Origin of the sequence: Streptococcus massiliensis DSM 18628, from assembly GCF_000380065.1 — a bacterium.
GTDB lineage: Bacteria > Bacillota > Bacilli > Lactobacillales > Streptococcaceae > Streptococcus > Streptococcus massiliensis.
Window position 1 is genome coordinate 35,719 of sequence record NZ_KB904376.1, and the last position, 23,468, is coordinate 59,186.

Below are 23,468 nucleotides of genomic sequence, written 5' to 3' on the forward strand. Positions count from 1 at the left end.
AAAAAATTGACATATGAAGTAAAATCTCTCAATGAAGAGTGCGGTTTGTTTGGGATTTGGGGTCATCCGCAAGCTGCTCAAGTGACTTATTTCGGGCTCCACAGTCTGCAACACCGCGGGCAAGAAGGGGCAGGTATTCTCTCCAACGACCAAGGAAAGCTCAAGCGCTACCGCGATTTGGGCTTGGTAGCAGAGGTTTTTAAAAATCCCAGCGACTTGGAAAGTTTGACGGGGCAAGCAGCGATTGGGCATGTTCGCTATGCGACTGCTGGCGGTGCTTCAATCAATAATGTCCAGCCCTTTCTCTTTGACTTTTACGACATGCAGCTGGGCTTGGCGCACAATGGCAATCTGACCAATACCCAAACCCTCAAGCGAGAATTGGAAGAGCAGGGAGCGATTTTTTCCAGCTCCTCGGATACGGAAATTCTCATGCATCTGATTCGCCGCAGCAAAAAAGCGACTTTTCTGGATAAGCTAAAGGAGGCTCTGAGCACGGTCAAGGGCGGCTTTGCCTATCTGGTCATGACGGAGGACAAGCTCTATGCGGCGCTTGACCCCAATGGTTTTCGTCCCTTGTCTATCGGGCGGATGAAAAATGGTGCTTGGGTTGTGTCCAGCGAAACCTGTGCCTTTGAAGTAGTTGGTGCCGAGTGGGTCAGAGATGTGCAGCCGGGCGAGGTCATTATCATTGACGATGCGGGCATCACCTACGACCACTACACGACGGACACCCAGCTATCTATTTGCTCCATGGAGTATGTCTACTTTGCGCGGCCTGACAGCGTCATCAATGGGGTCAATGTCCATGCGGCGCGCAAGCGCATGGGGCGCAGGCTCGCTCAAGAATTTCAGCACGAGGCAGATATCGTTGTCGGCGTGCCCAATTCCTCTCTGTCAGCGGCGTCAGGCTTTTCTGAGGAATCGGGTCTGCCCAACGAAATGGGACTTATCAAAAATCAATACATCCAGCGGACCTTTATCCAGCCGACCCAAGAATTACGGGAGCAAGGCGTGCGGATGAAGCTGTCGGCTGTGTCCAGTATTGTCAAGGGCAAGCGCGTGGTCATGGTGGATGATTCGATTGTTCGCGGAACGACCAGTCGGCGGATTGTCCAGCTGTTGCGCGATGCGGGAGCGGCAGAAGTTCATGTGGCTATCGGTAGCCCAGAGCTTAAATATCCATGTTTTTATGGGATTGACATTCAAAATCGGCGCGAGTTGATTTCAGCCAATCACAGCGTGGAGGAAGTCTGCGAGATTATCGGGGCAGACAGCCTGACCTATCTTTCGCTGGAAGGCTTGATTGAGTCGGTAGGCATTGACACGGATGCCCCTAACGGCGGGCTCTGCGTTGCCTACTTTGACGGCTGCTATCCAACGCCTCTTTACGATTACGAAGAGCGCTATCTGGAAAGTTTGAAAGAAAAGACCAGCTTTTATTAAAAAGGAGAAAATCATGTCAAAAAATGCTTATGCCCAATCGGGAGTAGATGTCGAAGCGGGCTATGAAGTGGTGGAGCGCATCAAAAAGCACGTAAAAAAAACTGAGCGGCTCGGTGTCATGGGGGCTCTCGGTGGCTTTGGTGGAATGTTTGATTTGACCGAGCTTGATGTCAAAGAACCCGTTCTCATCAGCGGAACGGACGGCGTTGGCACCAAGCTCATGCTGGCTATCCAGTATGACAAGCACGATACGATTGGACAGGACTGCGTGGCCATGTGTGTCAATGATATTGTAGCGGCAGGCGCGGAGCCTCTCTATTTTCTGGACTATATCGCGACAGGCAAAAACGAGCCAGAAAAGCTGGAGCAGGTTGTCAAGGGTGTCGCAGACGGTTGCTTAGAAGCAGGTGCTGGGCTTATCGGTGGCGAAACGGCAGAAATGCCTGGTATGTACGGCGAAGACGATTATGACTTGGCTGGCTTTGCGGTCGGCGTCGCTGAAAAATCACAAATTATCGACGGCAGCAAGGTAGCGGCTGGTGATGTTCTCTTGGGGCTCGCCTCTAGTGGGATTCACTCCAATGGTTATTCCTTGGTGCGGCGCGTGTTTGAGGATTACACAGGCGACGAGATTTTGCCAGAGCTAGGCGGCAAGGCGCTCAAGGACGTATTGTTAGAGCCGACACGCATTTATGTGCAAGCTCTCCTGCCTCTTATCAAGCAAAATCTGCTCCACGGCATTGCCCACATCACAGGCGGTGGCTTTGTGGAAAATGTCCCTCGCATGTTTGCGGACAATTTAGCAGCGGAAATCGAAGAAGACAAAATCCCGGTTTTACCGATTTTTCAAGCCTTGGAAAAATATGGCAACATCCCTCATGACCAAATGTTTGAAATTTTCAATATGGGATTGGGCATGATTTTGGCAGTGGCTCCTGAAAATGTTGAAGCCGTCAAAGCCCTGCTGGACGAAGAAGTCTATGAAATCGGGCGGATCATTCTCAAAGAAGAGCAAAGCGTGGTGTTCAAATGAAAAAAATAGCTGTTTTTGCTTCAGGCAACGGCTCTAATTTTCAAGTTTTGGCGGAGCAATTCCCCATCGAATTTGTCTTTTCTGACCACCGAGACGCCTATGTGCTTACACGGGCAGAAAAGCTAGGCGTGAAGAACTACGCCTTTGAGCTCAAGGAATTTGCAGATAAGGCGGCTTACGAGGCGGCACTTGTCCAGCTTTTGGAGCAGCACCAGATTGACTTGGTTGTGCTGGCGGGCTACATGAAAATCGTGGCAAGCACGCTTCTCGCCAAATACGAAGGGCGCATGATTAACATTCACCCGGCCTATCTGCCCGAATTTCCTGGTGCGCACGGTATTGAGGACGCTTGGGCGGCGGGTGTCAAAGAGTCTGGCGTAACCGTTCACTGGGTGGACTCGGGCATCGATAGCGGACAGATTATCCGTCAGAAGCGCGTGCCACGCCTTGAGAGTGACACGATTGAGACCTTTGAAGCACGCATTCATCAAACCGAGTATGCGCTTTATCCAGAGGTGTTAGAAAGTTTAGGAGTGGCAAGGAAGCCGAATGGCTCTATTTAAAGAGAGTATTGTAAATAAGGAGAGCAATCATGATAAAAAAGGTTTTGCTTTCGATTGTCATTTTTGTTATTGGCGCTTTTATTTTTAATGCGCTTCTCGGAAGTTTGGAAAATCCTTGGCGCTTGATTTTAGCCTATCTTTTTGGCATGATAGCATGCGCTGTTGTTGATTGGCTCATTTTTTACAAAAGGAAATAGAAAGTAGGTATATTCATGACAAAACGTGCACTAATCAGTGTATCAGACAAAACAGGCATCCTTGACTTTGCCCAAGAACTGAAGCAACTCGGCTGGGAAATTATCTCAACGGGCGGTACCAAAAAAGCTCTGGATGAGGCAGGGCTTGCGACCATCGCCATTGATGACGTGACTGGCTTTCCAGAGATGATGGACGGTCGGGTCAAAACTCTGCATCCCAAGATTCACGGAGGGCTTCTAGCGCGGCGCGATTTGGATAGCCACTTGGACGCTGCCAAGACCCATGCCATTGAGTTGATTGACCTGGTCGTAGTTAATCTTTATCCTTTCAAGGAAACCATTTTGAAGCCTGATGTGACTTATGCAGAGGCGGTCGAAAACATTGATATTGGTGGGCCGTCTATGCTGCGCTCAGCTGCTAAAAATCACGCTAGCGTAACAGTCTTGGTTGACCCAGCGGATTATGCGCCAGTTTTGGCTGAGTTGACTGAAAATGGAGCAACGACGCTTGACACGCGCAAACGCTTGGCTGCCAAGGTTTTTCGCCACACGGCAGCTTACGATGCCTTGATTGCGGATTATTTCACGGAGCAAGTCGGAGAAAGCAAGCCTGAGAAGCTGACCTTGACTTATGAGCTCAAGCAGCCGATGCGCTATGGGGAAAATCCGCAGCAGGATGCCGATTTTTACCAAACGGCGCTGCCTTTGGACTACTCTCTGGCTGCTAGCAAGCAGCTCAATGGGAAAGAATTATCCTTCAACAATATCCGTGATGCCGATGCGGCCATTCGGATTATCCGTGATTTCAAGGAGCAGCCGACCGTTGTGGCGCTCAAGCATATGAACCCTTGCGGCATCGGGCAGGCAGACAGTATTGAGAAAGCTTGGGACTACGCTTATCAGTCTGACCCTGTTTCCATTTTCGGCGGCATTGTCGTGCTCAATCGTCAAGTGGACGCTGCTACCGCTGAAAAAATGCATAAGATTTTCCTAGAAATTATCATCGCACCGAGCTACACGGCTGAGGCGCTGGAAATTTTGACCAATAAAAAGAAAAATCTGCGGATTTTGCAGCTAGACTTTGCGGCTCAAGACCAGTCGACCAAGGAAAAAGAAGTAACGGGTGTGCTGGGCGGTCTCTTGGTGCAAAACCAAGATGTCATCGCAGAAAAACCAGCCGATTGGCAGGTTGTGACCAAGCGTCAACCGACCGAAACGGAGCGCCAAGCGCTGGAGTTTGCTTGGAAGTCCGTCAAATATGTCAAATCAAACGGCATTATCATCACAAACGACCGCATGACTTTGGGGGTCGGTCCGGGGCAGACCAATCGCGTGGCTTCAGTCAAGATTGCCATTGAGCAGGCTCAAGACCGCCTAGACGGCGCAGCTCTTGCCAGCGATGCTTTCTTCCCCTTTGCTGATAATATTGAAGAAATTGCTGCCGCAGGTATCAAAGCCATTATCCAGCCCGGTGGCTCTGTCCGCGACCAAGAATCCATTGAGGCCGCCGATAAACACGGTCTGACCATGATTTTCACTGGTATGCGGCATTTTAGACACTAAAATAAATGTAAAGAAACTCCAAGTGTAAATAGGTTCTTGGGGTTTCTTATATGTAGGAAATTGATGTAAAATGTTTCAAATAATATAAAATAAACAAAGTTTAAACAAAAATTAAAGGAAGAAAACGTTATCAAAAAATAGCTGAGAATGCAGGATTTATCAGTATTTTTTTATTTCAATATAGAAATAATTTGAAAATTAAATTTTTTTGACTTGTCTTAATTAAATAAATGTGCTATAATGCAGTTAGGATTGTATTTATCAAGGTTTTGCACTTGTATAAGTATGTAACACAGCCAATGATTGAAAGTGTCCAGTGTGTAGGAAAGCGTTAACTTGTTTTAGCTAACAAACAGCATGAGGGGCTCTCGTTTGTTGGGCTTTTCTTTTGGACTTCGTTAAATCAGGGTCCTAGAGGGAATAGCATGACTTCCATACAGAAATAAATTTCATAAAGAGCTGTTTTATGAAATGTTTTAATATATATATATATATATATATATATATATATATATATATATATTAAATTTCGTCCGGAATGTGAAATAAACTTAGAAAAGGAGAGGCAATGAAGAAAAAAGGCAGTATATTTTTAGTTCTGATTCTGCTTATGAACACAATTTTACAAGGAGTGAGTGGTGCTTCTCTTGCCTTCGCACAAGAACAGACCAGCCCGTCTTCTGCTCTAGTAAGTAATCCTGCTGAAACTGCCAAAAAAGAAGACTCGGAAAGTTCTAGTAGTGAAACTCAGAAAAGCACTGTCAACGAGAGTCAGGAAACCCCTAGTAGTTCTAGTCAAGAAAGTAGCAGCTCAACGAGCCAAACGACTTCAGCTGCGGCTAAATCAGAAGATGATGACGCTGCATTACCACCGGGACCTCCTCCTACGCCAACGGCAACAGTTCCAACTGTCACGATAAAGCCAAATACAAAGACGGCTTATCGTACAGATGAACAGATTACCACTTATGTGGATATTGATGGAACTAGTTTAACCTCAGACATAGAAGAACCTTATCTAGATATTGAAATGCCAACCACTCTATATCAGGGCGGTAAGGTGCTGAACACAGATGCTTATCTAGATAACTTTACAGTTCCGACCGAAGGTATCACTCTAATCAAAAGTGCAGAAAAAGTAGTGGAAAATGGGAAGACGATTTATCGTATTCGTTTCAATTCCATTACATCAACAACCAAGATTAGCATACCTTATGTTTTTAGCTTTACAAACGGGTTAGTTCCAAAAGACTATAAGCTACGACCAAAGGTTACTCTTAAGGATAAGAATGGTGGAGTTCTATACACAGGAAATGATCAGGAGTATACTCCAACTTATCCAAATATGAACCTAACAAAGGTAGTTGCTACTAGTAGCGAAGATGGTCAGCTTCTCTACGGAGGGACAGCTAAGACAGGAGATTCGACTAGGATTTCTGAAACCGGTGCAGAGCCTATACCGTTCAGTTTCACCTATCAAGTGCAGGCGAATTCAGGTCAGCAGCGGATGATGAAAAAAGTCGTCATCAAGGATACGCTACCGACTTATACGAATAGTCAGGGTCAAAAGGTTACTGCTAAATTTGACCAAGCCCTTAATCCTGGCTGGACTTACGATAGTAGCACTGGCACAGTGACCTATACAAAGGAATTCTTAGAAAGTGAATTTGATACGGACTTCCGTCACAATATTGACGTCAGTAAGGCTATGTTGTACCTATCTTTTCCAGATGCTAAGTACAAAGACGGCAACAACAAACCTAATTTTACAAATAAGGCGGATATCACAGCAACTCCTTTCAATCCATCGCCAAATGAAGAATATAAAAATAGTGACGATATAACTTTTAATCTCATTGCAGATGATTTCAGTGGGACGGGGCTTCTTTCCAAGAGGACAGAACACCAGACGGTGCAACACGATGTAGCTGGACTTTACGCACAGCGACTAGACTATACAGTCAAGGTAGAAAACAAGCTATCAAAACCGATGCAAGAGATCACTCTGGTTGAAGATGCCAGCAAGTTTGACTCAAGACTGTATTTCACTAGTGTTGATTCTTTCTTTGAAAGACAAGGCTCAAATAGTAAACCTATCAATGATAAGATGGAAATACGTGCCTATAAGAGCGATGGAACTTATGACACTTTTGCTCCGGGGGATCAAATTAATAAGGATGCACAAGACGAACTAAATGCTGCGGCTGAAAAGATCCGAAATGGTGAGTTAACGGAAGCAGCAGTACCGGCGGTTACTCCAAAATATACTAAAATAACCATCCACTTTATTAAGGGCTATGAATTACCAGTTGGAAAGTACATTGATGGTTTCGTCTATATGGCTTTTAAAGACCCTTATCATGTTCCTTATTCTGCTGCAAAGGATATAAAAAATGTGGTCGGTCTTGAAGCGAAAGTGAAAAACTCTCAAAATCAAGATGTTCCAATTAATATATCCGATGAATGGAACAAACAGTTTGTACCATTTGTAGAAAAGATTCGTCTATCAAAGAATACAGATGGACAAACTTCAGGTATTGAGGGAGAATCAGTCTTCTTCCTATTGGGATTGAATTTTGAACAGCTTTCTAAAGCACGCTACCTAAAGAATCCAACGCTTGTTGATCTTCTTCCTAAGGGGGTTAGTATTGCACCAGGTGTAGACAAAACAAAAGCGGAAGATATGCTCGAAGCAATTGGGCTAGCAAATCTGGCCATGATTGATAAATTTTCAGTCATTGAAAACTACAATGGTAGTGGTCGGACAGCGATCAAAATCAAATTAAAATCAGGTCTGGTAAAAGACTTAAATAACGGGACAGGTTATGCTTTCAAACTAAAGGGATTAAAAATCAATAGTGACATTATCCCAAGTAAGGCAGAGACCTCGACCTTCAATAACACGAATGAACTTTATTTCTACCAAGACAATGGTCAACCGTTCCCGGATGCCATTCATTCCGATTCAAATCAGATTGTGGATGACGAAAGAGACATCAATATGAATGGTGACACTACGGACAAGGTCGTAAAGGCAACTTCAGAGGTTATAGGGAATGTAACAGAAAGTCTGCAGAGTGTTAAGATGATCCGTAGCACAGAACCATTGGTTGAAGGTGGAGCTTTGTACTATGGCAGGTCTTTCACCAAGGGTGAGATTGAAACAGATTACAGTGGTATAATTAATAATTCGGGTCACTTCCAATATGACCTGCAAGTGCGAAATTACTACGATCGTGATCTGACAAGAGTAGAAATCTACGATGTTCTTCCTCATGTTGGAGACAGCGGTCGGACGACTGCGGGTGGTGCCGAATCTGCCTTTTCAAACACCTTGACAGGCCCAATCACTGTGAAAGTTGGTGATAAAGATAAGACGGCAGATTTTGATATTTACTATCGAACAGATAAATATCCAACCATGAATGCTGCTACAGAGGTAAATAGTTCAAATTGGACAAAGAATCCAGGCGACTACGAAAAAGTAACAGCGATCAAGATTGTTTCTAAAACGGGAACGGTCATTCATAAGTACACCATTTTGCATGCAATTCTAAATATGAAAGCTCCGGCTTATGACAAGAATAACAATGTTGGTGGCAAGACGGCTGTTAATACTTTCCAAGTAAAATATAATACCGAACCAAAATTTGGTGAATCTAATGTAGTTACCAATAAAGTCAACAAGCGGATTACCATTCCGGTTGAGAAGAAGTGGCGTGACTCTGAAACAACACATTCTAAAATAACGGCACAGCTCTACGCGACTTGGAAGGAAGACGGTGTTGCAAAAGAAGAGCTTAAAGAGGAAAAAGAGCTCTCTGGAAACAATAACTGGAAAGACACCTTTAGCCCGATACCAGATGAGGAATCTGCTACGAAACTATTACAAAAAGAAGCAGCAGAGAAGAAAATCACCGACTTTAAATACGTGGTCAGGGAAAAGGAGATTCCGCCTGAATATGATGTCGATTACAGTGGTGACGCTCGGAATGGCTTTGTCATCACCAACACGAGGTATCCGTCAATCAAGACCCAGAAGCTCTGGTATGACAAGGACGGCAATCAGATTACAAATGACCAGCTACCTAAGAAACTAGAGGTTAAGTTGTACCGGACAACGGACGGACAAACTCAAAACGGAGAGCTTGTTGAGACAATTCAGTTGGAACGAACTGCAGCGGCTCCATATCTCTGGGAATCTACAAAACGCTACCCACCTAAGGATAAGACCACCGGTAAGTACTATACCTACTACATTGAAGAGGTTGTTCCAAAGTATTACTTAGAGATCAGTAATGCGTCTGAAAAGAAAGTAACCTTTACGGATGCAAATGTCGGAGAAACAGCAACCTTGACGGTGAAGAACAAGGTGAACCCGACTTATCCAAATACGGGTGGCTCAGGTATCCTACCATATATTTTGATGGGAACTTTAACATTAACATTGGCAGCAATTTTACATTATATGCAAAAAAATAGAAAGGCTTTTTAGGAGGCAAAACAATGAAAAACGTAAAACGATATTTCCTCTCGTTCTTAGCAGCTCTTAGTATCGTGCTTTTAGCACTTGGAGCAGTTAAAACCTTTGCGGAAGACAACACACCGGGTGAAAACGACACTTATGATGTTGTTTTGACTAAAGTCAAATTGACAGACTTAAGTAAATGGAATGCTCCAACAGGAACAACTACTGGTCTTGATGGCAGCTCTTACACAGGTCAAAAACTAGACCGCGCTAAATATTTCGGTACAACTGAAACATTGGCAAATGTTTGGTTTGATGTCTACAAAGACACTCCAACAGGTACTCCTGTAGCTGGAAAAGCAACAGGAGCAGATGGTACAGTTACATTTACCGGTCTCAAAGCTGGTAAATACTATATCGTTGAAAACAAAGCAAAATCAACACTTACTTCAGATGAACAATTGGCTAACTCAGCTGCTGTTCCTGTGGAAATCAATCTTCCAGTCTTCAAAGCTGAAGGTGGATGGTACACAACTGGTACTGACGCTGTTCACGTTTATCCAAAGAATACCGTTGACAAACCAAGTATTAACAAAGTAGTTAGCGAAGACGCTAAACACGATACTGCTCTTGTTGGTGAAACAAAGACCTTCAAGGTCACTTCTACAATGCCAGAAGGTATTAAAGACTATAAAGTTTTAAAATTCACCGATACATTCACAGCAGGTTTGACTTACACAGGCAACCTTGTTGTTAAAAAAGGTGACACTGTTGTAGCTCCTTCTAACTATTCAACTGATGGTACGTCTGTAGCTGGTACAAAAGCCGCAACAATCAATGTTGCCTTCAAAGAAGATTACATCAAAACACTATCTCCAAAAGATGTTATCACTATTACTTATAACGCAGTCATCAATGAAGACGCGGTTATGGGTGCAGCCAACCCCAATGATGTTAAGTTGACTTATGGTACTAACCCAGATTCAACAAAAGAAGTTAAACCTAATGAAAAACCAGAACTCCACACTGGTGGTGCTAAGTTTGAAAAAGTTGACAAAGCGACATCAGCTAAACTTGCAGGGGCTAAGTTTGTTGTTACAAATGCAGAAGGCAAATATTTGAAAGTGACTGATGCAACCGCAACAACTATTGCGAAAAACGAGTGGATTGAAGCTACAGATGCTAAGGCTGCTGTTACTGCAGGTGCGAAAGTCTTCACGTCAGCTTCTAATGGTACTTTTGAAGTTAAGGGGCTTCCTTATGGTGTAAAAGGAGATGACAACACCACTGGTGAAACTAAGTACAAATTGGTCGAAGTTGAAGCACCAAATGGTTATGCTTTGTTGCAACAACCAGTTGAGTTCACTATCTCATCAACAACTTACACTGGTAAAATTAACCAAGTAAACAACAACAAGGTAACAATTCCACAAACAGGTGGTATCGGTTCAGCTCTCGTGATTGCAGCTGGTGTCTTGGTTGTTGGTTTAGGTTTCATTGCGAAACGTCGTTCAGCTAAGTAATAAAATGAAGAAGTAAGGACAATCCTTACCTCTTCACTAGGGTATTTAAAACAGTTAAATATCCTAGTGAAGAGTGCAAGTGCTATGTTTTAGGAGGATACTATGACAAGAAAAAGAACATTGAGCAGTCTGCTATCCATACTCACGACCATTGTTATTTTGGTAACTTTACGACCATTTACAACCGTTTCATCTCAGGAAAATCAAGCCTCATCAGATGCAACCTACGATATTGTTTTAACCTTGGTTAAGTTAAAAGATTTGAATGGTTGGCCTAAAGGTGGAGGAAAAGATAGTTATTCTGGGCAGCCTTTAGATATTGAGAATTATTTTGGCAGTGAAGCCTCAACCATTGATGGCGTTGCCTTTGACATCCATAAGGATAAGGCAGACGGAGAGCTTGTTCAAACAAAGATAACTGAAAATGGCGGTCGGCTCACCTTTAGTGGTTTGAAAGCTGGAAAATACTATATCGTCGTTAATAAAGAAAAATCAAAGTTAGTAGGAAATCAGACGTTGGGTGATGCGACACCAGTTCCATTAGAAGTGGAATTGCCTGTGACCAAACCCGACGGTAGCTATTTCACGGTAGGAAATGACGCCGTCCATGTCTATCCCAAACAGGTTTTAAAACAGAGAGAGGACAAGACCAGCTTTAAAGTTCAGAAAGAATGGAAAGGTAAAAAGTTAAATAGTATCACTGTTCATCTCAAACAAAATGGGCAAGTCATTGATGAAATTGAGTTGAATGACAGCAATAACTGGGAACATACCTTTATGAACTTGGAAAAAGCAGATGCGGCAGGGAAAGACTACACCTACACAGCTGAAGAAGATGTTCCTAATGGCTATACAGCGACTTATAAAAACATGACAGATAAAATTGGCACTGTGATTACCAATACTCTGGTACCACCGACATCACCAAGGACACCGATTATCAAAACGGGGACCTTAGCCATTTATTGGTTTTTAGGAATTGCCATCGTTTTAATCGGACTAGGATATAAGCTTTATAAAAGCGAGAAAAAACACTGATTCATCAGTGTTTTTTTATGATATTCCATAGTCGCTTGGTGAAAAAGAGAAAAATCGCTGTTCCGACAATCACAATTAAATAGGGGGCTAGCCTTTGTAATTTGAAACCAAGTTTAATATGTTGGTTGCTAACAAAGGGAATCAAGGGATTAGTAGATACATTTTGCTTTTTTTCACTATCTGAAATAACTCTTTTTGCATTGACAAGGAGCCGTTTGTCATAGCTTGGTTCGTTCATACAGGTCATGAGCGTAACCATGTCTTCGTTTTCGATTGGTTTAAGTTTTTCGCCTTCGTATTCATCGATGACCTCGCCATCGGTCACTTCGTATTCTAGATTTTTTCCAAGAATATCGAAATAAATTTTATCTCCTTTTTTGAGAGAGGGGAGAAGGTAGAAAGATATGCCATTATAATTAATTCTATGTCCTGCGATAATCGGTCGCTGTCCTTTTATACCCAAGGGAGCAGATGTTCCGACGAGAGTCGCTACGCCCTTTAGGAGCTTATCATAGTCAGCGTCAAGATAGAGGTCGAATTGTTGTCCCAAAGCAGGAATGGTCATGCGTCCGGCGACTTGATTGGTATCTAGCAGATCTGAGTAGGGCGTTTTTTGCTTGGTATCAATATCTTTTTTTGTTAGGAAAATATCTTGGATAGCTCCGGTGACGGTGGTTTGTTCCACAGCTGTTCGTAGTTTTTGGAATGTTTCCTCGCTGGTCTGCTGATAGGTGCGCTGAGCATTGGATTGCCAAATGTCCTCTTTAATCATAGATAAAAAAGGAAAGAGGAAGAGTGCAATTCCAATTAACAGGAGGCTCAGCCCAAGTAATTGTTTTTTCTTTTTCATGAAAGTGATGTTTCTTTTCCTTTCTTTCTTAACATTTTAAAGAGTAGATAGCCTAAAAGTAGGAGGATGAGTCCGGCAGCAAGAAAGATAAACCATTTGTATTGGGCAAAAAAGTCAATCTTTGTTTTTTTCTCCTTTTCAGCTTCGTGGAAAGGTATGCGTTTGCCTTGAACGAGTAGGCGATGAGAATTGATCATATAAGGTGTGCAAGTCAAAAGAGTGGCACGATCTTCGCCTTCTTTAACCAGTATTGGTTTGAAATCAGTGGGCTCAACAGTTAAAATCTTATCTACCTGATAAGCCAAGGTTTCCTTGATATTGGTGATGTAAAAGACATCTCCGACCTTTACCTTATCCAAGTCGGTGAAAAGTCTAGCTGTGGGAAGTCCTCTGTGGGCGGTGATGACCGTATGGGTGCTAACTCCACCGACGGGTAGGCTGGTTCCTTCTAAGTGGCCTGCTCCGTTTTGCAAGACGTTTTCAGATGACCCTGCCCGAATGGGAATTTTTTGATTGATAGAAGGGATAGTGACATAGCCAATTTTTTCTTGCAGTTGCAACATGCGAGCATACTCGGCTACGCCTTCCTCTTTTTTCCTGCTTGAGAAAGGATCTCCTATTTTTTCTGGGGACAAGGTGCTGTTATAGGCTTTAGCGAGTTCAATACGATTTTCAACATCTTGATCAACTAGTTTGCTCTTCTCGTTGTCAAATTGCTTTGTTTCTTGCATAGTCACATATTGATAATAAATCTGACTGACAAAGGGATAACAGATCATCAAGCACCCCAGAATGGTAAGTATCTTATAGGTTAGTCGCAGCCATTTTTGGTTTTTCTTTTTTCTTGTCATGATAGATCTTTCTATGCTTTTTTCGATTTCCACTTATTCCAAGCCAAAATAATGAAAATGAGAAATAGAATTGCGAAAACGACTAGATAAAGCGGTGGAATAGAAATATGACTAATCGGACTTTTCACTTTTTCTTCACTTGGTTTGTAAGGGATACGGTGACCCCGCACAAGTAAACGGTGTGAATTAATCATATAAGGAGTACAGGTCAGCAGAGTCACATAGTCTTTGTCAGGTACAATATTTAGAGAGTCAAACTGGGTCGGCTCAATCACCGTTATGGAATCAACCTCGTAGGCAAGTGTTTCAGCGATATTTTGAATGAAAAACTTATCGCCCACCTTCATTTTATCCAAGTCAGTGAAAAGGCGGTTGTTGGGCAAGCCCGTGTGGGCAGTTAGAACAGTGTGGGTGTTCTGCCCGCCAATCGGCAAACTGGTCCCTTCTAAGTGCCCCACTCCTTTTTGTAAAACTTCTTCACTTGAACCGGCATAGATTGGTAAGTCAACATCAATTTTGGGAATGGAAATTCTACCTATTTTTTCATGAACAGTCAGCATTCGAGCATATTCCGCCTGTCCCTTAGCGTTTTCTTCTTTGGTATAGGGATCTGTTATTGCCAAATTTTGCAAAGAACGATTGTAGGCAGTAGCTAGCTTTATCCGTTCCGTCACATCTTCAGAAGTTAATTTTTGTGCAGACGAGTCAAAGTCCTTAACCTCTTGTTTGGTCTGGTAATTGTAATAAATTTGGCTAATAACAGGGTAGCTGATGATGAGGATACCGGCTATAATCGTTAAGTTTGTCAATAAATTAAAAAATTTTTTCATTATGTCCCTTTGATGTTAGTAATATTTCTGTTATTAATAAAATGGTTATATTTTTATCTATCTAACCATTATATCATAATTGGCAGCTATATTTGCTGATTCGTTCCTAAAAAAATCCTAGCCCCAATTTCTGCCTCCTTTTTCAAAAAATGCTATACTGGTCATAAGGAAATAAGTGAGGTATTTTATGTACGAATTTCAAAATCCTAGTGATTACATGATTCAGACCTATTTGGAGACGAGTAAAGTGATTGCAGTTGTCGGACTTTCTGACCGTGAGGAAACGACTAGCAATCGTATTTCAAAGATTATGCAGGAGCTGGGTTATCAGATCATTCCGGTTAATCCTAAGTTAGCGGGTCAAAAGATTTTGGGGGAGGCGGCTTATGCGCGTTTGCAGGATATTCCTATTTCCGTGGATATTGTCAATGTCTTTCGGCGAAGCGAATTTTTGCCGGATGTGGCGCGTGATTTTATTGAGACGGATGCCAAGATTTTTTGGGCGCAGCTGGGACTTCAAAGTCAAGAGGCAGAAGAACTCTTACGGACGGCAGGTCGTGATCATATTGTCATGAACCGTTGTATCAAGCGTGAGTACAATCGTCTGGTGAAGGAGATTGACTAATGGCGCAACTAGTCATCATTCGGGGCAATTCAGGCTCTGGAAAAACCAGTCTAGCTAAAAAATTACAAAATCATTTTGGTCGTAGGACGCTTGTGATTTCACAAGACCTTGTCCGGCGTGAGATGCTCAAGGAAAAGGTGGAACCAGATAATTTATCTATTTCTCTAACAGAAACGATTGCTCGTTACGGTCACGAGCATGATTTGCTGGAGATTGCTGAAGGTTTTTATGAAACGGATGTTTATGGTGACATGCTGGAGCGCTTGCGGCAGCTTTTTGACAACAAGGTTTTAACTTACTACTACGACTTGTCTTTTGAGGAAACAGTTCGTCGACATGCGACACGTTCAAAAGTAGCTGAATTTAACCCTGCTGACATGAAGCGTTGGTGGCTTGATAAAGACGTTCTCGGTTGGAAAGAGGAAATCCTGTTTACAGATGATGTGACTTTGGAACAAGCTTTTGAGCAGATATGTCAGCGGATAGAATGATAAAAGGGAGTGGGACAGAACTCATTCCTTAAAAGGAATAGTTCGTTGTCCCACCCCCGCGATGCCTATTAGGCTTGTATGGAGCTGGTAAAGGCGAGCATAGAAGCCAAGAGGCTACCGCGTCTTGTACATATTCCGAACAGATTTTCGAGGTTGAGGACTTTTGTCCCAGCCCCTTTGTTTTACTGCTCAATTGAACTACTGATTACTGTATTATTGCTGTTAGACTCAAATGCAAGATCCGTTCCTTTTGTTGAACGTAATTCTTCATAAAAAACAGTTGCGGCAAGCGTTTGATAAGGGATAACGTAAATTCCTACTAAACCTAAGGTCAGCCCTGTCAGGATATACCAGCCGATAAAACTGAAATCCAATTTGAACCGTTTCCACTTATATCCTTTCATTAGTTGTTTACTTTCGCGAATAACTTCAAGCGACCCTGCATAACGTCCCTCGGCAATCTGATCGTAAAGCACCCACTCTGTTTGAGAATAAGCATAATATTTAGGCAGGTAGATAGATAGTCCAATAATGGCGAACGGGATACTAACAATGATTGCAATGATTGCTACGGCAAGCAACCCGTTGTTGAAAAGGTAATCGCTGTTAAATGTATTAGAGAGTTGATCAAAAGATTGGCTGACTATGCTGCCCCAGTGTTCGATTCCGCCATTGATTGCTACAATAAACCACATTAATACATAGATGAATACTCCAAGGGAAAAAGCTGTGATAGACAGTGTCCACATTAAGCTCCACAGGAAAAGTAGGAGCGATTTGACAAGCACTGTTACAAAGACCTTCCCGATTAAATCACTTTGAAAGCCACGAAGAGAATCTTTAAAGCTGACAATTTCTGTTTGCTTGCGGACAAGCTCAATCGTTCGGAAAATAATAGATGCCAGTGCAATCGCCAGAACAAAACTGAGAACAATAGAAAAACTAGTGGTTCTAAAAAACAGAGCATACAGTTGTCCTGGATTCATCATACTTGCAGAATCCCCTGCGCCTTGTTTCTGACTGTGGATGACTAAAATGATTATGTTTGTCAGAGATACTGTGATTGGAATCAGAAAGAGGGCATAAATTCCGGGTGTCTCGCTCAATAGTTGTCGTGCCTTAGCACGGAAATAATTGCTTTTTGGAAATGGTATCAAAGGTTTCATAAAATCTCCTCACTATAAAATCTTTTTTCTAGTATAGCATAATTTACTGACAGCGGGTGTATTTTTTGGTAAAATAGGCTGTTAACATAAACTAGGACTGTCTTTCCTAGTCTCGGAGGTAAAACATGTCAGATTCGCCGATTCAATATCGCCTAATCAAAAAAGAAAAGCACACAGGGGCTCGCTTGGGTGAAATTATTACGCTGCACGGCACCTTTCCTACGCCCATGTTCATGCCGGTCGGTACCCAAGCCACGGTTAAAACCCAGTCGCCTGAGGAATTAAAGGAAATGGGTTCAGGGATTATTTTGTCCAACACCTATCATCTATGGCTGCGTCCGGGAGATGAGTTGATTGCGCGGGCGGGTGGTCTGCACAAGTTTATGAATTGGGATCAAGCTATTTTGACAGATAGCGGTGGTTTTCAGGTTTATTCTTTGGCGGACAGTCGCAATATCACCGAAGAAGGGGTGACCTTTAAAAATCACCTCAATGGCTCCAAAATGTTTTTGTCACCAGAAAAAGCGATTTCCATTCAAAATAATCTGGGCTCAGACATTATGATGTCTTTTGATGAGTGTCCACAGTTTTATCAGCCTTATGACTACGTCAAAAAGTCTATCGAGCGCACCAGCCGTTGGGCAGAGCGAGGGCTCAAAGCTCATCGTCGTCCGCATGATCAAGGTCTCTTTGGCATTGTGCAGGGAGCTGGTTTTGAGGATTTGCGTCGCCAATCTGCGCAGGACTTGGTCAGTATGAACTTCCCCGGCTACTCCATCGGCGGTCTAGCTGTCGGGGAGTCTCACGAGGAGATGAATGCGGTGCTGGACTTTACGACGCCCATGTTGCCCGAAAATAAACCGCGCTATCTGATGGGTGTAGGGGCACCAGACAGCCTGATTAACGGTGTCATTCGAGGAATTGATATGTTTGACTGTGTGCTGCCGACGCGTATCGCCAGAAACGGTACCTGCATGACCAGCGAGGGGCGCCTTGTCATCAAAAATGCTCAATATGCAGAGGATTTCACCGCCCTTGACCACGACTGCGACTGCTATACTTGTCAACATTACAGCCGCGCCTACATTCGCCATTTGCTCAAGGCAGACGAGACTTTTGGTCTGCGTTTGACCAGCTATCACAATCTTTATTTCCTTGTCAATCTAATGAAGAAAGTGCGTCAGGCCATTCTTAATGACAATCTCTTGGAATTCCGCGAGGACTTCGTCGAGCGCTACGGCTATAATTCTTCTAAGAGGAATTTTTAAAATGTTGTTTGCTGGAAAGGAGCCAAGATGTCAGGTATGGAGCGATTGTTAGACCAACTAAGCATTTATCTGTCAGACGAGCAGCCGCATACGATTGGTATTTACGGTCACGGTGCTTCTGGTAAATCGGTCTTTGCAACAAAACTTTTGTCGAGGCTTGGTGAAAGTCAAGTAAATATTTTGGAGACAGACCCTTATGTTATAGCAGAGGATTATCGAAAATTGCTTTGCTTGAGCGCTTTTCCTGAACAAAAGGTGACAGCCTGTTTGCCGTCGGTCCATGAACTCAATAGTCTCAAACGTGATATCCTTTCGTTGAAGTCGGGATTAGATATTATGACGATTGAAACGACTTGGCTGCCTGCGCAGCGTCTTTCGGCGACTAAGCCAATTTTAATCGTGGAAGGGATGTCCGTTGCATTCTTGCCTAAATCCCTCTTTGATTTGTCTATTTGCTTTTACACGGATGCTGAAACCGAGTTGAGCCGCCGATTAAAATGCGACAGCACGGTTCGCGGGCGTGAAATAAAATGGATTAAGAAAGCGCATGAGGCGCGGCGAAGACAGTACGAAGAGTATTATCAATCTTATCAAAATGAAGCCGACATTATTGTCAATCAATCGGGCAATGATTTTAAAATCGAAAAATGTACGGATATACTGAAATAAATAGCCCCATTGTCCCTCGTTGACAATGGTTTTTACTTTTCACAGTGTTATCTGCCTTGCTGAAAAAGTGATTTTTCAAAAAACTTGAAAAAATCTTCTCAGATCCCTTGCAATGTTGCCGCGCGTGTGGTATCATACTATGGTGCTGTGAAAAACAGTCTTTAGCTTTGATGCAAGAGGTTGCGACACGCTCGGTTGTATTGCCACGCAAGGCTGTCGGTTTTCTTGTGGAGCTAGCCTATTATCTTAAATAGACGAAAAGGAGAAAAAGATGGCAAACAAAAAAATCCGTATCCGTTTGAAAGCATACGAACACCGTACACTTGATACAGCGGCTGCAAAAATCGTAGAAACTGCTACTCGTACAGGTGCAGAAGTTGCGGGTCCAATCCCACTTCCAACTGAACGTAGCCTCTACACAATCATTCGTGCGACTCACAAATATAAAGACTCTCGCGAACAATTTGAGATGCGTACTCACAAACGTCTGATTGACATCGTGAACCCAACTCAAAAAACAGTTGATGCTTTGATGAAACTTGACTTGCCAAGCGGCGTGAACGTTGAAATCAAACTTTAATTTCTTGAGCATAAAAAACGCTCGTTAAAAACTTTTTGAATAAAAAATAGAAAAGGAAACATTTTCTCATGACAAAAGGAATCTTAGGGAAAAAAGTGGGAATGACTCAAATCTTCACTGAAACTGGCGAACTAATTCCTGTAACTGTTGTTGAAGCGGCTCCAAACGTTGTTCTTCAAGTGAAAACAGTTGAAACAGACGGTTACAACGCAGTTCAAGTTGGTTTTGACGACCTTCGCGAAGTATTGAGCAACAAACCTGCACAAGGTCACGTAGCAAAAGCTAACACGGCTCCTAAGCGCTTCATTCGTGAATTCAAAAACATTGAAGGCTTAGAAGTAGGAGCAGAAATCACTGTCGATACATTTGAAGCTGGAGATGTGGTTGATGTAACAGGAACATCTAAAGGTAAAGGTTTTCAAGGTGTTATCAAACGCCATGGTCAATCACGTGGTCCAATGGCTCACGGTTCTCGTTATCACCGTCGTCCTGGTTCAATGGGACCAGTTGCGCCTAACCGTGTTTTCAAAAACAAACACTTGGCTGGACGTATGGGTGGCAACCGTGTGACGATTCAAAACCTTGAAATTGCACAAGTTGTTCCAGAGAAAAACGTTATCCTCATCAAAGGAAACGTACCTGGTGCTAAGAAATCTCTTATCACTATCAAATCAGCAGTTAAAGCTGGTAAATAATAAAGAAAGGGGAAAACAGTCACAATGGCAAACGTAAAATTATTTGACCAAACTGGTAAAGAAGCTGGTGAAGTAACACTGAACGATGCTGTATTTGGTATTGAGCCAAATGAAGCGGTTGTATTTGACGTCATCGTCAGCCAACGTGCGAGCCTTCGTCAAGGAACACACGCTGTTAAAAACCGTTCAGCAGTATCAGGTGGTGGACGCAAACCATGGCGTCAAAAAGGAACTGGACGTGCTCGTCAAGGTTCTATCCGCTCTCCACAATGGCGCGGTGGTGGTGTCGTATTCGGCCCAACTCCTCGTTCATATGGCTACAAACTTCCACAAAAAGTTCGTAGATTGGCATTGAAATCAGTTTACTCTGAAAAAGTTGCTGACAACAAATTCGTAGCTGTAGAAAGCCTTTCATTTACAGCTCCAAAAACTGCTGAGTTCGCAAAAGTGCTTGCAGCACTTAGCATTGATTCAAAAGTACTTGTAATTCTTGAAGAAGGAAATGAATTTGCTGCACTTTCAGCTCGTAACCTTCCAAACGTGAAAGTTGCAACAGCAGCAACTGCAAGTGTTCTTGATATCGCACATAGCGACAAACTTCTTGTTACTAAAGAAGCTATCTCTACAATCGAGGAGGTTCTTGCATAATGAATTTGTATGACGTAATCAAAAAACCTATCATCACAGAAGGGTCAATGGCTCTTTTTGAAGAAGGGAAATACGTATTTGAAGTGGACACTCGCGCTCACAAACTTTTGATTAAGCAAGCGGTTGAAGCTGCTTTTGAAGGGGTTAAGGTTGCTAATGTCAACACAATCAACGTAAAACCAAAAGCAAAGCGCGTTGGTCGCTACACTGGTTTTACCAACAAAACGAAAAAAGCTATCATCACTCTAACATCTGATTCTAAAGCAATCGAGTTGTTCGGAGCTGCTGAAGCAGAATAATCTAAGGAGGAAATAACGTGGGAATTAAAGTTTATAAACCAACTACAAATGGTCGACGTAATATGACTTCTTTGGATTTTGCTGAAATTACAACTAGCACTCCAGAAAAGAGCTTGCTCGTTTCTCTCAAGAGCAAAGCTGGTCGTAACAACAACGGTCGTATCACTGTTCGTCACCAAGGTGGCGGTCACAAACGTCACTACCGTTTGATTGACTTCAAGCGGAACAAAGACGCTGTTGAGGCAGTTGTTCAAACAATCGAGTATGATCCAAACCGTTCAGCAAACATCGCTCTTGTACACTACACGGACGGTGTCAAGGCATACATCATTGCTCCTAAAGGTCTTGAAGTAGGTCAACGCATCGTTTCAGGTCCAGAAGCAGATATCAAAGTCGGAAACGCTCTTCCACTTGCTAACATCCCAGTTGGTACCCTTATCCACAACATCGAGTTGAAACCAGGTCGCGGTGGAGAATTGGTTCGTGCTGCTGGTGCTTCTGCTCAAGTTTTGGGACAAGAAGGTAAATACACACTTGTTCGTTTGCAATCAGGCGAAGTTCGCATGATTCTTGGAACTTGTCGTGCGACAGTTGGTGTTGTCGGAAACGAGCAACACGGACTTGTAAACCTTGGTAAAGCAGGACGTAGCCGTTGGAAAGGTATCCGCCCAACTGTTCGTGGTTCTGTAATGAACCCGAATGATCACCCACACGGTGGTGGTGAAGGTAAAGCACCAGTTGGTCGTAAAGCACCGTCAACTCCATGGGGCAAACCTGCACTTGGTCTTAAAACTCGTAACAAAAAAGCGAAATCTGACAAACTTATCGTTCGTCGTCGCAACGAGAAATAATTTAAACAAACACATCCGCCAGCTCGGTAGCGCTGCGTAAGCAGCGCAAGCCGCTGTGGTACATATTTTAAAGGAGAAATATACAAAATGGGACGTAGTCTTAAAAAAGGACCTTTCGTCGATGAGCATTTGATGAAAAAAGTTGAAGCTCAAGCAAATGACGAAAAGAAAAAAGTAATCAAAACTTGGTCACGTCGTTCAACGATTTTCCCAAGTTTCATTGGATATACAATCGCAGTTTATGATGGACGTAAACACGTACCAGTTTACATCCAAGAAGACATGGTAGGTCACAAGCTTGGTGAATTTGCACCAACTCGTACTTACAAAGGTCACGCAGCTGACGATAAGAAAACACGTAGATAAGAGAGGAGAAGAACATGGCAGAAATTACTTCAGCTAAAGCAATGGCTCGTACAGTGCGCGTTTCACCTCGTAAATCTCGTCTAGTTTTGGACAATATCCGTGGTAAAAACGTCGCTGACGCAATCGCAATTTTGAAATTCACGCCAAACAAAGCTGCTGGCATTATCGAGAAAGTGTTAAACTCTGCAATCGCTAATGCTGAAAACAACTTTGGTTTGGAAAAAGCTAACTTGGTAGTATCTGAAGCTTATGCAAACGAAGGACCAACAATGAAACGTTTCCGTCCACGTGCCAAAGGTTCAGCTTCACCAATCAACAAACGCACATCCCACATCACAGTGGTTGTCGCAGAAAAATAAGGAGGTAAAATCGTGGGTCAAAAAGTACATCCAATAGGTATGCGTGTCGGTATCATCCGTGACTGGGATGCCAAATGGTATGCTGAAAAAGAATACGCGGATTACCTTCATGAAGATCTTGCAATCCGTAAATTCATTCAAAAAGAATTAGCTGACGCAGCGATTTCAACAATCGAAATCGAACGTGCAGTAAACAAAGTAAATGTTAGTCTTCACACTGCAAAACCAGGTATGGTTATCGGTAAAGGTGGAGCAAATGTTGATGCACTTCGTGCACAATTAAACAAATTGACTGGAAAACAAGTCCACATCAACATCATCGAGATTAAATCTCCAGATTTGGACGCTCACCTTGTCGGTGAAGGCATTGCTCGTCAATTAGAGCAACGTGTGGCTTTCCGTCGCGCTCAGAAACAAGCTATCCAACGTACAATGCGTGCAGGAGCTAAAGGAATTAAAACTCAAGTATCCGGTCGTTTGAACGGTGCCGACATCGCTCGTAGCGAAGGATACTCTGAAGGAACTGTTCCACTTCACACACTTCGTGCGGACATCGATTACGCTTGGGAAGAAGCAGATACTACTTACGGTAAACTTGGTGTTAAAGTTTGGATTTACCGTGGAGAAGTTCTTCCAGCTCGTAAAAACACTAAAGGAGGTAAATAACCAATGTTAGTACCTAAACGTGTTAAACACCGTCGCGAATTTCGTGGAAAAATGCGTGGTGAAGCTAAAGGTGGTAAGGAAGTAGCATTTGGAGAATACGGTCTTCAAGCAACTACTAGCCACTGGATTACCAACCGCCAAATCGAAGCTGCTCGTATCGCTATGACTCGTTACATGAAACGTGGTGGTAAGGTTTGGATTAAAATCTTCCCACACAAATCATACACTGCTAAAGCTATCGGTGTACGTATGGGATCTGGTAAAGGGGCACCTGAAGGTTGGGTAGCACCGGTTAAACGTGGTAAAGTGATGTTTGAAGTTGCTGGCGTTTCTGAAGAAATCGCTCGCGAAGCCCTTCGTCTTGCTAGCCACAAGTTGCCAGTGAAATGCAAATTCGTGAAACGTGAAGCAGAATAAGGAGAG

At 43.1% G+C, this 23,468-nt stretch carries 25 protein-coding genes; 21 read left to right on the forward strand and 4 right to left on the reverse strand.

The annotated features are described in order from the left end of the window. Positions 1–6 precede the first annotated feature (6 nt). From purF to A3I3_RS0103395, 8 genes are all read left to right on the forward strand, one after another. Positions 7–1,446 carry an amidophosphoribosyltransferase gene (gene purF, locus A3I3_RS0103360; RefSeq protein ID WP_018371329.1) on the forward strand — a complete coding sequence of 480 codons (1,440 nt, stop codon included), beginning with the start codon at positions 7–9 and terminating at the stop codon, positions 1,444–1,446. Between the two features lie 10 nt (positions 1,447–1,456). Further along, the gene (purM, locus tag A3I3_RS0103365; protein WP_026129841.1) at positions 1,457–2,479 is read left to right on the forward strand and encodes a phosphoribosylformylglycinamidine cyclo-ligase; all 1,023 of its coding nucleotides are present in this window, start codon (positions 1,457–1,459) and stop codon (positions 2,477–2,479) included. Beyond that, the gene (gene purN, locus A3I3_RS0103370) at positions 2,476–3,042 is read left to right on the forward strand and encodes a phosphoribosylglycinamide formyltransferase (protein ID WP_018371331.1); all 567 of its coding nucleotides are present in this window, start codon (positions 2,476–2,478) and stop codon (positions 3,040–3,042) included. The genes purM and purN overlap by 4 nt, the downstream gene beginning before the upstream one ends. 29 nt (positions 3,043–3,071) lie before the next feature. After that, complete coding sequence (locus tag A3I3_RS0103375; protein WP_018371332.1) at positions 3,072–3,239, forward strand: hypothetical protein; 168 nt, start codon at positions 3,072–3,074, stop codon at positions 3,237–3,239. Between the two features lie 15 nt (positions 3,240–3,254). After that, positions 3,255–4,802 carry a bifunctional phosphoribosylaminoimidazolecarboxamide formyltransferase/IMP cyclohydrolase gene (gene purH / locus A3I3_RS0103380; RefSeq protein ID WP_018371333.1) on the forward strand — a complete coding sequence of 516 codons (1,548 nt, stop codon included), beginning with the start codon at positions 3,255–3,257 and terminating at the stop codon, positions 4,800–4,802. 568 nt (positions 4,803–5,370) lie between these two features. Further along, positions 5,371–9,297: a Cna B-type domain-containing protein gene (locus tag A3I3_RS0103385; RefSeq protein WP_018371334.1), complete on the forward strand. Its 3,927-nt coding sequence runs from the start codon at positions 5,371–5,373 to the stop codon at positions 9,295–9,297. A gap of 11 nt (positions 9,298–9,308) precedes the next feature. Next, a complete protein-coding gene (locus A3I3_RS0103390; protein WP_018371335.1) occupies positions 9,309–10,793 on the forward strand; it encodes a SpaH/EbpB family LPXTG-anchored major pilin in 1,485 nt (494 codons plus the stop codon). Positions 10,794–10,895: 102 nt separating this feature from the next. Further along, entirely contained in the window at positions 10,896–11,831 is a 936-nt protein-coding gene (locus tag A3I3_RS0103395; RefSeq protein ID WP_018371336.1) for a Cna B-type domain-containing protein, read from the forward strand. Between the two features lie 4 nt (positions 11,832–11,835). Here the strand turns inward: A3I3_RS0103395 and A3I3_RS0103400 are convergent, their stop codons facing one another. Genes A3I3_RS0103400 through A3I3_RS0103410 form a run of 3 tightly spaced genes read right to left on the reverse strand, consistent with a single transcriptional unit; the run spans position 11,836 to position 14,362 of the window. Further along, positions 11,836–12,681 (reverse strand): class C sortase, encoded by an 846-nt coding sequence (locus tag A3I3_RS0103400; RefSeq protein WP_018371337.1) that lies wholly within the window; start codon positions 12,679–12,681, stop codon positions 11,836–11,838. Further along, complete coding sequence (locus A3I3_RS0103405) at positions 12,678–13,532, reverse strand: class C sortase (protein WP_018371338.1); 855 nt, start codon at positions 13,530–13,532, stop codon at positions 12,678–12,680. The genes A3I3_RS0103400 and A3I3_RS0103405 overlap by 4 nt, the downstream gene beginning before the upstream one ends. Before the next feature lie 11 nt (positions 13,533–13,543). Then, positions 13,544–14,362 (reverse strand): class C sortase, encoded by an 819-nt coding sequence (locus A3I3_RS0103410; protein ID WP_003029529.1) that lies wholly within the window; start codon positions 14,360–14,362, stop codon positions 13,544–13,546. 187 nt (positions 14,363–14,549) lie between these two features. Here A3I3_RS0103410 and A3I3_RS0103415 point away from each other — a divergent pair, with 187 nt between their 5' ends. Together A3I3_RS0103415 and A3I3_RS0103420 are read left to right on the forward strand one after the other, a co-directional pair. After that, on the forward strand, positions 14,550–14,987 hold the full coding sequence (locus A3I3_RS0103415; RefSeq protein ID WP_018371339.1) for a CoA-binding protein: 438 nt from the start codon (positions 14,550–14,552) through the stop codon (positions 14,985–14,987). Next, complete coding sequence (locus tag A3I3_RS0103420; protein WP_018371340.1) at positions 14,987–15,478, forward strand: kinase; 492 nt, start codon at positions 14,987–14,989, stop codon at positions 15,476–15,478. Before A3I3_RS0103415 ends, A3I3_RS0103420 begins: the two co-directional genes overlap by 1 nt. Before the next feature lie 182 nt (positions 15,479–15,660). Here the strand turns inward: A3I3_RS0103420 and A3I3_RS0103425 are convergent, their stop codons facing one another. Continuing rightward, positions 15,661–16,644, reverse strand: a complete 984-nt coding sequence (locus tag A3I3_RS0103425) for a DUF975 family protein (RefSeq protein ID WP_018371341.1) — start codon at positions 16,642–16,644, stop codon at positions 15,661–15,663. Positions 16,645–16,769: 125 nt separating this feature from the next. Here A3I3_RS0103425 and tgt point away from each other — a divergent pair, with 125 nt between their 5' ends. The 11 genes from tgt to rplP all read left to right on the forward strand — a co-directional run bounded on the left by tgt (position 16,770) and on the right by rplP (position 23,462). Next, the gene (gene tgt / locus A3I3_RS0103430) at positions 16,770–17,912 is read left to right on the forward strand and encodes a tRNA guanosine(34) transglycosylase Tgt (protein ID WP_018371342.1); all 1,143 of its coding nucleotides are present in this window, start codon (positions 16,770–16,772) and stop codon (positions 17,910–17,912) included. Between the two features lie 27 nt (positions 17,913–17,939). Then, the gene (locus A3I3_RS0103435; protein WP_018371343.1) at positions 17,940–18,581 is read left to right on the forward strand and encodes a uridine kinase family protein; all 642 of its coding nucleotides are present in this window, start codon (positions 17,940–17,942) and stop codon (positions 18,579–18,581) included. Positions 18,582–18,852: 271 nt separating this feature from the next. Continuing rightward, positions 18,853–19,161: a 30S ribosomal protein S10 gene (gene rpsJ, locus A3I3_RS0103440; protein ID WP_018371344.1), complete on the forward strand. Its 309-nt coding sequence runs from the start codon at positions 18,853–18,855 to the stop codon at positions 19,159–19,161. Positions 19,162–19,229: 68 nt separating this feature from the next. After that, a complete protein-coding gene (gene rplC / locus A3I3_RS0103445; protein WP_018371345.1) occupies positions 19,230–19,856 on the forward strand; it encodes a 50S ribosomal protein L3 in 627 nt (208 codons plus the stop codon). 24 nt (positions 19,857–19,880) lie between these two features. After that, the gene (rplD, locus tag A3I3_RS0103450) at positions 19,881–20,504 is read left to right on the forward strand and encodes a 50S ribosomal protein L4 (protein WP_018371346.1); all 624 of its coding nucleotides are present in this window, start codon (positions 19,881–19,883) and stop codon (positions 20,502–20,504) included. Then, complete coding sequence (locus A3I3_RS0103455; RefSeq protein WP_018371347.1) at positions 20,504–20,803, forward strand: 50S ribosomal protein L23; 300 nt, start codon at positions 20,504–20,506, stop codon at positions 20,801–20,803. The genes rplD and A3I3_RS0103455 overlap by 1 nt, the downstream gene beginning before the upstream one ends. A gap of 17 nt (positions 20,804–20,820) precedes the next feature. After that, positions 20,821–21,654 carry a 50S ribosomal protein L2 gene (gene rplB / locus A3I3_RS0103460; protein WP_018371348.1) on the forward strand — a complete coding sequence of 278 codons (834 nt, stop codon included), beginning with the start codon at positions 20,821–20,823 and terminating at the stop codon, positions 21,652–21,654. 87 nt (positions 21,655–21,741) lie between these two features. After that, positions 21,742–22,020, forward strand: a complete 279-nt coding sequence (gene rpsS / locus A3I3_RS0103465) for a 30S ribosomal protein S19 (RefSeq protein WP_000533765.1) — start codon at positions 21,742–21,744, stop codon at positions 22,018–22,020. 14 nt (positions 22,021–22,034) lie between these two features. Beyond that, positions 22,035–22,379 carry a 50S ribosomal protein L22 gene (gene rplV, locus A3I3_RS0103470; RefSeq protein ID WP_018371349.1) on the forward strand — a complete coding sequence of 115 codons (345 nt, stop codon included), beginning with the start codon at positions 22,035–22,037 and terminating at the stop codon, positions 22,377–22,379. Between the two features lie 12 nt (positions 22,380–22,391). Beyond that, positions 22,392–23,045 carry a 30S ribosomal protein S3 gene (gene rpsC / locus A3I3_RS0103475; protein WP_018371350.1) on the forward strand — a complete coding sequence of 218 codons (654 nt, stop codon included), beginning with the start codon at positions 22,392–22,394 and terminating at the stop codon, positions 23,043–23,045. A 3-nt stretch (positions 23,046–23,048) separates the two neighbouring features. Beyond that, positions 23,049–23,462 (forward strand): 50S ribosomal protein L16, encoded by a 414-nt coding sequence (rplP, locus tag A3I3_RS0103480; RefSeq protein ID WP_000960948.1) that lies wholly within the window; start codon positions 23,049–23,051, stop codon positions 23,460–23,462. Positions 23,463–23,468 lie beyond the last annotated feature (6 nt).